The following is a 12,545-nucleotide window of genomic DNA, read 5'->3' on the forward strand; positions in this document are numbered from 1 at the left end:
GGAGTTTTGACGACAGTGAATACTGAATTAAGTAATCTTTGGCAGCAAAGTGATGATTTCATTCACACCATTATCTGCGGTATGGCAAAAACAGGCACTTCACTCCCGCTCACGTTACTAGATGACCACCCTCAACTTGCCGTGTTTCCAGAAGAGTTGCGCTTTATGGATGCGCGATGTCACATTGTCGAGAACCAGCAATCCGCTCAAGCATTACTGGAAAACCCCAATACGCAAAACCTAAATATCAACCAAAAATCCTTCACCGATATCAAAGAACATGGTGGTAGTGGTTATGGCATTAGAGATTATCGCAATATCAATTTTTCGCAGTTTAGTCGAACACTAAAGCAAGGCTTTGCCCAAGCCAAAAATGTTGAGCAACGTTACTTGTCTGCTTTCGCCGCTTTCTCGATAGCCAAAAAGCTCGATATGCAGTCGTTGATAAACATTGGGCAGACGGTTTCAAAAGCACCTCACAACGAAATGTATATGGCGAGTTGGCAAAAAATGTTTGGCGAAAAGCTCCGTGTTATTTGGATGGTCCGCGACCCGCTCGAACACTTTCTCAGTATGCGAAATGTCGCCGAGCAACTTGGGGCTGAACCAACCAATCTTGAAGATTTTTGTGAAGTAGTAAACAGCCGCTTCACTTTGATGTCGATGCAAACTGCGCCAACCATTTTTATTAGGTACGAAGATCTCATTAACGATACTGAACAAGAAATGCGGCAAGTAGCTCAGTTTCTGGATATTGAGTTTGTTCCTTCGTTACTGACTCCAACAAAAAATGGTGCTCCATGGCAAGGTAACTCTAGCAGAGGAAAAGTTGAAGCCTCCGTATTTAGCAACCCCAAAACGGCGCATAAGCTCCTCTCCAAGCAAGAGATTGATTACATCAAGACGAATACTCGCGAGTTTCGCAATACATTCGGATACATATAAACGTTCTAAATAAACGCTTAATGAACATACACATAGAGTTTAATTAATAAACCTTTTCTTCTATATTTGAAAAAGGTTCTATGACAATACCAAGGAAGTCGAATGAAAAGGTCATTGCTCACCGTCCTAATTACCTTAACCACAATTGGCGTTGCCAATGCCTCAATAGAAACAAGAGATTGGCACACAACTGCGTCTGCAAAAGCACAGCAATTTGTTAAAGAAAATATCGCCATTGATTTTTATGCATCGCCACATAAAACAGGTTGGGATAATAACGTGGAAGTCGCTAATTATATTGATTTAGCAGCATCTCGCGGTATTTCTGGCGCTTCAGTTACGCTTGCCGCGCCACACACGCCAACATGGGACAAATTTGTGCAAGAGCACAAAACATGGACCGCTGCTGTCGAATCCGCTAATACGCCGGTAAGAATGGTGAATACACCCGAAGACTTCGCGCTAGCCCACAAAAACGGTGAATATGCGGTTCAATGGGCATCTCAAACCACCATGATGCTAGAGGGTGATGTAAGCCGTGTAAAACAAGTCGCTGAAATGGGGGTTAAAACCATGCAGCTGACCTACAACGAGACAGAACTGACGGGTGTTGGCGTTATATCCTTTATTAATGGTGATAAAGGTGGCCTTACTGATTTTGGTAAACAAGTGATTGATGAGATGGTCAAGTACGGTATTACCGTTGATATGTCACACACCGCCAATCAAACGACCATGGATATGATGAATTATATGGAGAAAAACCATCCCGGTGTGCCACCTATTTTCTCTCATTCCCCTGTTGCCTCAACCTATGGCTGTGAGCCGCACGAAACCCTAACGGAAACTCAAAAACGTATGGCGCAAAATGGTTGGCAAAAAGGTCACCCTAATTACCGTTTAGCGGCATGTTATCGTTTACTCTCAGACGAACAAGTGAAGAAAGTTGCTTCAATGGGTGGTGTTGTTGCCATTACAGGTGCTGAGTTTATGTTGGATGGTATTTGGCCGGAAGATATAACACCTAAACAATACGCTGAAATGATCCATGGCGCAGTAAAAGTAGCGGGTATTGATCATGTAGGTATTGGCACAGACGACATGATGACAACGTCGAAAGTTGTTCCCTTTGTGAAGGCTAATGCCGATAAATATGCAGATGGTGGCTACATGGTTAATGCCTTTAATTTAGGGGCAACGGGTTGCGCTGAGCTGTCAAAACACTTAGCAGCTGTCACTGATGAACTTTGGGCCTTGGGTTATTCAAATGATGATCTTAGAAAGCTCTATGGCGGTAATTTACTACGTGTTTATAAACAAACATGGAAGTAGTACTGTCATGCAGGAGTTAATGGAATCTGTAGAAGTCGACGTCTCATAAACAGTGGCGTCTTCAGGTACCAATCAAACACTAAGCAGTTACATTTACTTTATACGTTATCTCAAAAGCGGGTACATGAAACGGTTAATATACTTCCTCTGTGGATTATTTTGCTCGTATGCAACTGCAAACGGCGTAGTCTCTGCGCCCGTGCTCTCTGTTCCTGTTTATAGCTATCACCTTAAACCCCCTCTCATTATTGACGACCAAGAACAAAAAGGTCTGTATTTTGATTTTGTTAACTACCTGAATAGCAGCAGTAAAGATTATCAGTTTCAACTCACCCACATCCCTCGCAAACGAATCGATAAAATGTTAGCTGAGAAAGAGCTTGATGGTATTCTGCTCGGTGTTAACCCGGTATGGTTCAAGGACAAACAAGAAACTAAGTATTTATGGTCACCTCGAATATTCACCGATCGAGATGAACTGGTTTCCCTCAAGGAAACGCCTGTAGAATACATTAATCCAGACTCGCTAGAGGGTAAAGTCTTTGGTGGCGTAAGGGGTTTTTATTATTTTGGCATCAATGAAATTATCAAACAGCAACGCGTATTGCGCATAGATACCGTTCATGAGATTGATCTATTTAGCATGCTACTAAATAGACGAATAGATGCCGCCGTTATAAGCCGCTCAACCTTTGACTACATGGTAAAAATTAACGAATGGCAGGATAAATTTCACTTGTCGAAAAAGCCACATGACATATACGACCGGCGCGTCCTAATTCCACTCGATAATGAACATTTGTACCATTACTTATTACCCATTATTAGTCAGATGGAGTTTGACGAACAATGGCAATCTACCTTAGCGAAATATAGGTAGTACCCTATGAAGTTGACATATCCCCATAAAAAAAGCCGCTCAATGAGCGGCTTTTTTGTATTCAATAACAGTTGCTATTAACCGTTGATGAAATCGATACCTTCTTTGATATCTTTGTTAAGTGTTTCAAGCATGTCTTCTTTTGCTTTTTGTTCGAACGCACTTAATTCACCGTAAGAAAGGATTTCTTCAACACCGTTCTTACCAAGACGTACTGGGTGAGCGAAGTACTCAGCATCGCCGTTTTCAACTGCAACGTAAGCGTAATCAACAACCTCTTCACCGTTTAAGCCTTTGATTAAAGACATTGTGAAGCGTGCTGCTGCTGCGCCCATTGATAATGTCGCTGAACCGCCGCCCGCTTTCGCGTTAACAACTTCAGTACCTGCGTTTTGGATACGCGGTGTAAGTGCTGCAACTTCTTCTTCAGTGAACTCAACACCTTCAACTTGTGAAAGAAGAGGAAGAATCGTTGTACCTGAGTGACCACCAATAACTGGCACTTTAACAGATGCTACGTCAACACCTTTAAGTTCAGCAATAAATGCTTCTGAACGGATAACGTCAAGCGTTGTTACACCGAATACACGGTTTGCTTCGTAAGTACCTGCTTTCTTGAATACTTCAGCAACGATTGGCACTGTGCCGTTTACTGGGTTAGTGATAACACCTACTAATGCTTTAGGACAGTTTGCAACGATACCTTCAGCAAGTGTCTTAACGATACCAGCGTTTACGTTGAATAGGTCAGCACGGTCCATACCAGGCTTACGTGGCATACCCGCTGGGATAATTACAATGTCAGCACCGTCTAGTGCAGGCGCTAAATCGTCAGCACCGTAACCTTTTACGTTAACTGCCGTTGGGATGTGGCTTAAATCTACAGCTACACCTGGAACAACTGGTGCTACGTCGTACAACGCTAGATCAGAACCTGCTGGTAATTGAGTTTTTAGAAGTAATGATAACGCTTGGCCGATACCGCCAGCTGCGCCTAAAACAGCAACTTTCATTGAAATTCTCCGGAATTTGAGTAATTACGTTAATTTTTGTCGCCCAAAAGATATAGTATTGACGCATAAAACTCAATCTATTCTCTGAGCGGTGTTTAGAATCTATTCGCCTAATTAAGCAACTTTTGTTTACAGGCAAACGATGATTTTCGCTAACCCATGTTACTTTTGCCAGCACGTATAAACTATTCTCACTATTGGCAAGAATTATCGCCAGCAACTTGGTATAGTAGAGGATAGACTAAAAATAACTGAATGGAATGCGACATAGGTAGTACATTCACTGCAATTGGTTACAACACGCTATGACAACACCACAACAAAAACAAGAAGCCTTAGTACAAGCCTTTAAAGACCTACTAAAACAAGAACAATTTGGTTCGCAAGGTGAAATTGTTGACGCGTTAAAAGCGCAAGGTTTTGACAACATCAGCCAATCAAAAGTATCACGCATGCTCAGTAAGTTTGGCGCAGTTCGCACCCGTAATGCTCGCCAAGAAATGGTCTACTGCTTGCCTGCCGAGCTTGGCGTTCCTACAGCCAAAAGCCCATTAAAACAGTTGGTTCTAGACATAGAACATAACGATGTGATGATCATTATCCGCACTAGCCCGGGCGCTGCACAATTAATTGCCCGTTTGCTTGATAGTGTCAGTAAAAGTGATGGCGTATTAGGCACTATTGCTGGTGACGATACAATTTTTATCGCGCCAACAGATACGAAATTGATTTCAGAAACCATTGTGAAGTTAGAAGATCTATTCCAAAAGAACCTCGGCTAGCAACTCATGTAAGCTGACTACTTCATCACAAACAAAAAAGCCACCCGAAGGTGGCTTTTTTAATACCTATATCGCTTAGAAGCTACCGCGAATACCAACTGTGATATTACGGCCAGGTAATGGTGCATCGTTCTTCAAGAATGAAGAGTGAACACGCGCTTCTTCGTCAGTCAGGTTATTACCTTTCACGAAAATAGCCATGTCTGAGCCAATACCGTCAATGAAGTAGTTGAAGTTCGCATCAACCATAGTGTAGCTGTCAGTTTCTGTTTCAAACTCAGCAACATCATCTTGCTTGAAGTAATAGCTAACAGCTAATTCAGCCGCAATTTGGTTATTCACGTAGTTGAACTGTGAACCAATGCGCATTGGTGGAATACGCGGAATGTTACCGCCGTCAGAAAGCTCTGCACGGATGTAGTCACCAAATACGGTCATTTTTAATGGTGCGCTAATTTGATAAACAAACTCTGCTTCAACACCATACATGTCAACGTCATCTTGTTGATAAATGAATAATGACAAGCCTTCTTCTTCGTGGCCATGCTCATCTTCCATTTCTTCCATGTGCTCGTCTTCATGTTCATGCTCGTCACCATGGTCGTGACCATCTTCCATCACAAAACCTGTGTCTTGCTGATAGTAGTAGTCTTCAATATGGTTGTAGAACGCGCTAACAATAAAGCCGAAGTCACCTTCAAATTTACGCCATGTCACATCTAGGTTGTAAGACGTTTCTAGATCTACATCTTGGTCGCCAATTTCAATATCAACGTGGTCGCCGTGCTCGTGTATTTCGTAAAGTGCACCCACTTCAAACGTGTTAGTACCGATATGTGGACCATTAGAGAATAATTCTGCTGCAGATGGCGCACGTTGTGAGAATGCTGCCGAGAAACCTAGGTTGTAGCCCGGCTCGTAATCCCAAACAATACCAACAGACGCACTTACTGGCGTGAAGTCTTGGTCATCTAACGCTAGATGCTCATCTTCGTGCTCATCATGCTCTTCGCCTTCTTCATGCTCGTCATGATGCTCATCTTCGTGTTCATCATCATGATGCTCTTCTGCCATACCGTTAGGCTTAAGCTCCACATACTCAATACGAGCACCAAGTTGTAGCAACACATCTTCACTTAAGTGTGTTTCTTCCAACCATGCAAGCGCAAGTGTTGACGTTTCAGACGGTGGTGTGAATGCTTCTTCACCCGTTGCTTCGAAGTCGCTGTGTTTGTAGTGCAACGTCCAAGCACCGTTCCAACCGTTCCAATCAGCGTGGTATAAGTCAGCACGTGCTTCATAGCTTTCGTTTTTAAACGTTGTACCCACTTCACCCTCTTCAACTTCCTGATGTTGGTAGTCAGTGTAGGCAAACTTAGTCGCTAAGCGGTTTAAGAACTTATCTTCAAAGTAAAGGTCGCTTAGCATTTGGAAGCGATCTTGCTCCAAATCACCATATACGCCCTCTTCCTCATGCTCTTCATGTTCGTCATGCTCTTCGCCTTCATGCTCATCGTGTTCTTCTTCACCATGACCATGGCTGTGACCCGGAATACCGTACTCACGATCTAAACGGCCGTAAGAGAAACCAACAAAACCGTTATCTAGAATGTAGCTAGTACCAATCGTGAAGCCAGAAGATTTAGATGCACTGTTTTCAAGCGTACCTTTTACGCCCTCTTCCTCGTGCTCTTCATGCTCTTCGCCTTCATGCTCGTCATGGTCTTCTTCATGCTCATCATGGTGCTCGTCGTGTGCTTCTGCGTAACCCGGAATATCGTAGTCGTTTGATTCACGCCAGAAACCATCTAAATACAACGCGAAGTTACCAGAACCAGTATTCAACGCAAAAGACGCTTCGTCTTCATCGGATACACTGCTGTGCTGTGCCAAGTAGTCAAATGTGGTATCTGTCGACGTTGGTACACGGTTATCTACTACGTTAACCACACCACCAATAGCACCGCTACCGTAAAATAAGGTTGCAGGGCCACGTAATACTTCAATTTGTGTTGCCGTTGCCGCTTCTGTTGACACAATATGGTCAGCACCTACGCGAGACGCGTCACCCACATCTAGGCCATTCTGTGTAACCATTACACGCGGGCCATCCATACCACGAATAATTGGCGTGCTTGACACTGGGCCGTAGTAGCTTGAGTGAACACCCACTTCGTTTTTCAAGGTTTCACCAAGTGTTGATGCTTGCTTCATACGCAGCTCATCAGCCGCTAGTACATTGATCGGTAAAGCTGACTCAATCGCAGATGAATGCAACGGTGTTGCGTGAATATCGATAATTTCCATTACCGTTGGCGCTAACGTAATAGACAAGCCGGTGACATCACTGTCAGATACCACCACATCTTCATGGTAATGACTGTAATTATCAGCTTTTACGTGCAGCTCTACAGGACCTTTAGCTACATCAGTAATAGAGAATTGACCGTTTTCATCCGTTAAAACGCGCGTTTTCACGTTTTCTACGTGAATTTCAGCATTAGCGATAGGGTTGCCTTGGGCATCAACCACTTTACCTGAAATATTTTGCGCCATTGCATTCGCAATAACAGCGGAATTGATCGCTAACGCGATCATGACCTTGTTAAATTTCATGATTAAACCTTGTAATAAATCGGGGTGTTCTTCACCAGCAAGCTGCGGCAAAGAACGATTGAGAAACTTTGTTAAAAGCTCAGAGAGGGCGGCCCTCTCAAGTGTGGTAGTAAATGAGGGAAACAGACAAAACTATCGTCTTGCTGCGCTTCATATTTGGCACGTTTTAAATGATTTCCATCGGCCGGAACAACGTTAATGTCGCTTCCAGCGTCAATTGCATTATGACAAAGGTGGCATTCTATTCCTGTATCATGCTGCGATAATATTTCACTGTGGGCGCTATGCGAAAACGACAAAAACAGCCATGCTACTAGCGCTAGCATGCTGTATAAGCGTAATTTTTTATTATTGGTTAAGAAGTACCCGTTCATAGCGAGGTGATAATATAACACCGAGGATTACACTTCAATGACAAGCCTTTACCTCCTTAAACAAAATTGGTTAGTCTAATGACAATTTTTTATACCAAAAAGAAGGACCTACCATGGGCTACCACCCTTTATTTCTGCCGCTATTCGGTATGGTGTTACTCACCTGCCTAGTGTGGATATTTATGTACACTAAGCGCTTGAGCTACGTTACCAAGCACAGAATTGCCGCTGATAGATTACATTTACCTGAGAAAGTCGCAGAGCTGTTACCTGACCACGTCAACGCTGCCTCGAACAACTTAAAGAATTTGTTTGAAATGCCGGTACTGTTTTATGTCACCGTATTTGTTGCCGCATCTATTCATGACCACAGCGTGGTGAGCAACCTATCTGCATGGGCTTTTTTGTTTTTGCGCATTCTTCACTCCATTGCACATTGCATGAATGGAAAGGTGATGCCACGGTTTATCTTCTACGTGCTGTCGTGTTTGGCATTGTTTACGTTTATTGGCAGTGTGTTTGGACAGATGCTTGGTAGTAAGTGATTAAGTTTTGAAAGCATAGCGTTCTTACTTCAAGGACGCTTAGTTTAAAAAGGACATAATAAGTGCATAGAATCAGTCTTCCCCCCCAGACAGCCAACTAATGCTTCATTGCCATAAAAAGTCCTTTTAGTGACAAGTCCACTCATAAAAAACGCACTATAAACCGAGCATAGACCATTTAATTTGGCTCTGACCCCTTTTATGCGATTCATGCTATGCCTGACTCTCGAACTATTTGGTCATTCTCAGGATAGTAAACACTATGGTATTTTCTACTCATAGACTTACTTGAGCCGGCCATATTTGTCTCGTATAAATAAAGTGGCTTTTCAGAACCTTCAATTTTATGCTGATACAGTTCGTGATATAAATTTGTATAACCATTAAGTCTTTGATCAATAATTACTTCGTTCCCGTCATAAAAATGCAATACATAACCCGGGGTAGGAGCAGCCAAAATTTGCAGTCTCATTTCTAATGAATTAACTGAAGATATTTCCTCCCACTTGTAGCTTGCTTTTTCCTTCACTATTAGCCCATTTTCCGACGTTGTAACAATCACAACTTTATTGCGAAAAGTTTGTACCATTGGCGTTATAAGTGCCAAAAATAGCAGCCCTCCAGATAGCAATTGAAGCTCATATTGCCTATCATTTAACACACTAAATACGAAAAAAAATAAAGTGATAATAATAACTACCACCATATCTTTTAGGGCTTTTACATAGTTTACTTCAAGTAATGTATACTTATTTTTCATGTTTTATTTCTGTATAAGTAAATCAGTACTTATACTTACTCTCCTTTAAACCAATCAGAAAAAAACGTATTTGATTGAGCACTAGTTAAGGCTCCTGCAGAACTAGCGGCAATTGGCCTCAAAGTTGCTTTATTAAGAAGTACTGTAGGTAAATTTTGTGAATATTTACCTAACATAGTGTTAGCACCATAAGAAACAGCTCCACTGGCTAGACCAGAAATAAATAAAAGGGGTCAGAGTCCAATTAAATTACCCAAACACATCAAAACAACGCATTTACTTGGGTTACTTACATCTCTTAAAAATAAAAAGGGCGACTAACGCCCTTTAATAAATAAGAAACGTAGCGCTTTTACCAATACATCTTCAACTCATCAAGCGCTTTCAGTTGTGGTTCAACAGTCGCTTTATCACCGACAACGACTAACGTCATCTTGGCTGGGTTCAAATACTTCTTCACCATGGCTGAGATTTCTTCTGGCGTTGCATCATACACTTTGGCGATATATTGCTTCAGGTATTGGTCAGACAAACCATGAAGTTCAAGGAAAGCAAGCTGATTGATAATGGCACTACGTGATGAATTTCTCAGCACGAAAATGCCCGCCATATAATTTTTAATACCATCCAGTTCTTCTTTGCTTGGCGCTTCATTAGCTAACAAATTAATTTCTTTAAAAATTTCTTTTAACGAATTGCCGGTATGCTCAGCCGTCACATCGGCAGCTTGATACCAGAGACCGGTATTAACACGATTAACCACACTAGAGCGCGGCGAGTAAGTGTACCCCTTGTCTTCACGAATATTTGCGGTGATACGGCTAGAGAATGCACCACCAAGTAATGTATTCATCATGGTCATTTCGAGGTAGTCTTCGTGTTCAGGCCCAAATGATGCCAGTCCTAAACGCAGTGTTGATTGCGGTGCATCGGCGCGGTCAATCATAACAATTTTAGGGCCTGCTTCAGCAACTACCGCCTTGGTAGCGCGTTTTTCACCAATCTTCCACGTACCAAATGCTTGATGCACCGCAGCGGTGACTTTTGCTTGGTCAAATACCCCTGAAACATAAAGGTGTGTGCGATTAGGTACAATATTGGTTGCAACGAACTGGCTAATATCTTCAGTGGTTAATGCCGCTAAAGACTCATCCGTTGGATACAGTTGCCCGTAGGGGTGATTGCCATAAATTTCTTTGTAAAATGCTTGGTTAGCAAGAGGTCCGGGGCGTGACAGGTTAACTTTTAGCTGACGTTGACGATCCGTTTTAATACGCGACAAGTCTTGTTCTGCCAGTTTTGCATGCAACGCCATATCAGCAACTACTGCTACCGCTTCATCGGCAAATTCACTGAGCACGTCCATGCCTACCCAGCTTGAATCCATACCAACTGACGTATCAATTGAGCCGCCCATGCTCGCTACAGATTCAGCCAACTGCTTCGCTGTTTGCGTTTCTGTGCCTTGGCGCAACATTTCGTAGCTAATATCTGACAGCCATACCTTGCCGTTATCATCGACATTACCGGTATTGGTGACCAACCGAACCGTAACTTTCGGTGTTGAACCGTACGGTATAAAGGTGACCTTTAGGCCATTGGGTAAGCTTGTACTTTGTGTTTCTGGCACCGTAAATGCGCTTGGCTCTGCGCCAACAGGTGGCTTTTCTTTAGCAAACACCTGTGAAGAAAACGCCAAACTTGCGCTGACACCAAAGACAGCAGCGATCATTAAATTACTGAGTTTCATAACTACTCTCCTTGTTGCTCAGCAGGCACTGCAGCAGGGTCTTCACCCGGTGTCACTGTCAAAATAGTGCGGTTAGTTGGGCGTAAGTATTCTTTTGCCGTTTTCATGATGAGCTCAGGCGTCACTTTCTTGAAGTTCGCCTCTAACTGATTAATTTTGTAAGGGTCGTTGTCGAACAAAGCAAAGCTGGCTAACAAGTCAGCGCGTCCAAACCCATAAAATTGATCAATGGCATCAAATAAACTTGATCGAATTTTTACAATAGCTCTGTCCATCTCTTCACGCGATAACGCTTCTTCGGTGAATTTACTCACCACATTATCAATTGCTGACGTGATATCTGCTTGACTGATATTTTCATCATGCGTGAAAGAACTCATCCACAGCATAGGGCCATTGTAATTAAACATATTGCCCAGCAAGTAGTTGATACCGCCACCTACACTGCCTGTGATTTGTTTATTTTTGACCAACTCCTGATACAGCAGGCTGTCCTCACCCTGCACTAAAATTTGGTCAATAATGCCCATGGCATAATACTCTGGGGTATCTCGCTCAGGCATTTTATAAGCAAAGGCAAAGGCCGGTTTAGGTGCCAATTTATCGAATTTATTAAAGACTTGTTCTTTTTCTTGTCGCAGCTCAGTAAGGTCTGGTTGTGGTGATATTTCAGCAGACGCTATAGCACCAAAGTACTTTTCGACCATGGCTTTCGCTTCCACCACATTAATGTCACCCACGACAACTAACGCGGCGTTATTTGGTGCGTAGTACATTTTAAAGAAAGCATCTACGTCTTCTAAGTTTGCAGCATCAAGGTCTTTTAGGTCGCCATAAAAGTTATGGGCGTTATACCAATTGCTGAACGCATATTGCGGCATATCTAACCAAGGAAAACCGCCATATGGCTGGTTAAGCACATTCACTTTGACTTCGTTTTTCACCACACCTTGTTGGTTGGTCAGGTTTTCTTGAGTAATGGCTAACCCTTTCATACGGTCAGCTTCAGCCCATAAAAACGTTTCAAGTTTGTGTGCTGGTACGATTTCAAAATAGTTTGTGAAGTCGAATCGCGTAGAGCCATTTAACACGCCACCGTTGGCGTTAACTAACTTCACAAACTCCATCTTGCCAAGGTTTTCTGAACCTTGAAACATCATATGCTCGAACAGATGCGCAAAGCCTGTGCGGTCTTTCGGTTCGTTTCGAAAGCCTATATTGTAGTACACGGCAACGGTTACAGTTGGCGCGGTATCATCTGGCGACAGCACCACTTTTAAACCATTGTCCAAAGTAAAATATTCGATGGGGACGTTGTAATTGACGGCAGAACTAGCGGCTTCAATTTGCTCTTCTAGGGCGGTAGTTTTCTGCTGGCTAGCAGTATCGGCATTAGGGGCACTGGGTTGCCCGCAACCCACTAACATGAATGACATCACGCTAGCGGCGAGAAACGATAACTTCCTCATTATTCTTCCCTTTTGTTGTTGTAGTTTCACCCAACTAGCATGTATTTATAATGCAGATAGGTCAACTTTTGTGGTGTAA

General features: G+C 42.8%; 10 protein-coding genes. 5 read left to right on the forward strand and 5 right to left on the reverse strand.

The window, feature by feature from the left end:
- Nucleotides 1–15 precede the first annotated feature (15 nt).
- The 3 genes from ACFSJY_RS03180 (at nucleotide 16) to ACFSJY_RS03190 (ending at nucleotide 3,157) form a co-directional block, all read left to right on the forward strand.
- On the forward strand, nucleotides 16–945 hold the full coding sequence (locus ACFSJY_RS03180; protein WP_386031034.1) for a sulfotransferase: 930 nt from the start codon (nucleotides 16–18) through the stop codon (nucleotides 943–945).
- A 102-nt stretch (nucleotides 946–1,047) separates the two neighbouring features.
- Nucleotides 1,048–2,277, forward strand: a complete 1,230-nt coding sequence (locus ACFSJY_RS03185; protein WP_386031036.1) for a dipeptidase — start codon at nucleotides 1,048–1,050, stop codon at nucleotides 2,275–2,277.
- Nucleotides 2,278–2,401: 124 nt separating this feature from the next.
- A complete protein-coding gene (locus ACFSJY_RS03190; RefSeq protein ID WP_386031038.1) occupies nucleotides 2,402–3,157 on the forward strand; it encodes a substrate-binding periplasmic protein in 756 nt (251 codons plus the stop codon).
- A gap of 77 nt (nucleotides 3,158–3,234) precedes the next feature.
- On the opposite strand, the gene mdh is transcribed toward ACFSJY_RS03190, so the two are convergent.
- Entirely contained in the window at nucleotides 3,235–4,170 is a 936-nt protein-coding gene (mdh, locus tag ACFSJY_RS03195; RefSeq protein ID WP_386031040.1) for a malate dehydrogenase, read from the reverse strand.
- 305 nt (nucleotides 4,171–4,475) lie between these two features.
- On the opposite strand from mdh, the gene argR reads away from it, so the two are divergent.
- A complete protein-coding gene (gene argR, locus ACFSJY_RS03200; RefSeq protein ID WP_386031042.1) occupies nucleotides 4,476–4,952 on the forward strand; it encodes a transcriptional regulator ArgR in 477 nt (158 codons plus the stop codon).
- Nucleotides 4,953–5,027: 75 nt separating this feature from the next.
- Here argR and ACFSJY_RS03205 read toward each other — a convergent pair whose 3' ends face one another.
- Nucleotides 5,028–7,568, reverse strand: coding sequence for a TonB-dependent receptor (locus ACFSJY_RS03205; RefSeq protein WP_386031045.1), 2,541 nt, complete (start codon nucleotides 7,566–7,568; stop codon nucleotides 5,028–5,030).
- 487 nt (nucleotides 7,569–8,055) lie between these two features.
- On the opposite strand from ACFSJY_RS03205, the gene ACFSJY_RS03210 reads away from it, so the two are divergent.
- On the forward strand, nucleotides 8,056–8,487 hold the full coding sequence (locus tag ACFSJY_RS03210) for an MAPEG family protein (RefSeq protein ID WP_386031047.1): 432 nt from the start codon (nucleotides 8,056–8,058) through the stop codon (nucleotides 8,485–8,487).
- A gap of 208 nt (nucleotides 8,488–8,695) precedes the next feature.
- Here the strand turns inward: ACFSJY_RS03210 and ACFSJY_RS03215 are convergent, their stop codons facing one another.
- The 3 genes from ACFSJY_RS03215 to ACFSJY_RS03225 form a co-directional block, all read right to left on the reverse strand.
- Entirely contained in the window at nucleotides 8,696–9,247 is a 552-nt protein-coding gene (locus ACFSJY_RS03215) for a hypothetical protein (RefSeq protein WP_386031049.1), read from the reverse strand.
- A 352-nt stretch (nucleotides 9,248–9,599) separates the two neighbouring features.
- Nucleotides 9,600–10,997 carry a M16 family metallopeptidase gene (locus ACFSJY_RS03220; protein WP_386031051.1) on the reverse strand — a complete coding sequence of 466 codons (1,398 nt, stop codon included), beginning with the start codon at nucleotides 10,995–10,997 and terminating at the stop codon, nucleotides 9,600–9,602.
- 2 nt (nucleotides 10,998–10,999) lie between these two features.
- Complete coding sequence (locus ACFSJY_RS03225; RefSeq protein WP_386031053.1) at nucleotides 11,000–12,466, reverse strand: M16 family metallopeptidase; 1,467 nt, start codon at nucleotides 12,464–12,466, stop codon at nucleotides 11,000–11,002.
- Between the last annotated feature and the right edge of the window lie 79 nt (nucleotides 12,467–12,545).

This window comes from Thalassotalea euphylliae (genome assembly GCF_042682785.1).
Taxonomy (GTDB): Bacteria; Pseudomonadota; Gammaproteobacteria; order Enterobacterales; family Alteromonadaceae; genus Thalassotalea_F; species Thalassotalea_F euphylliae.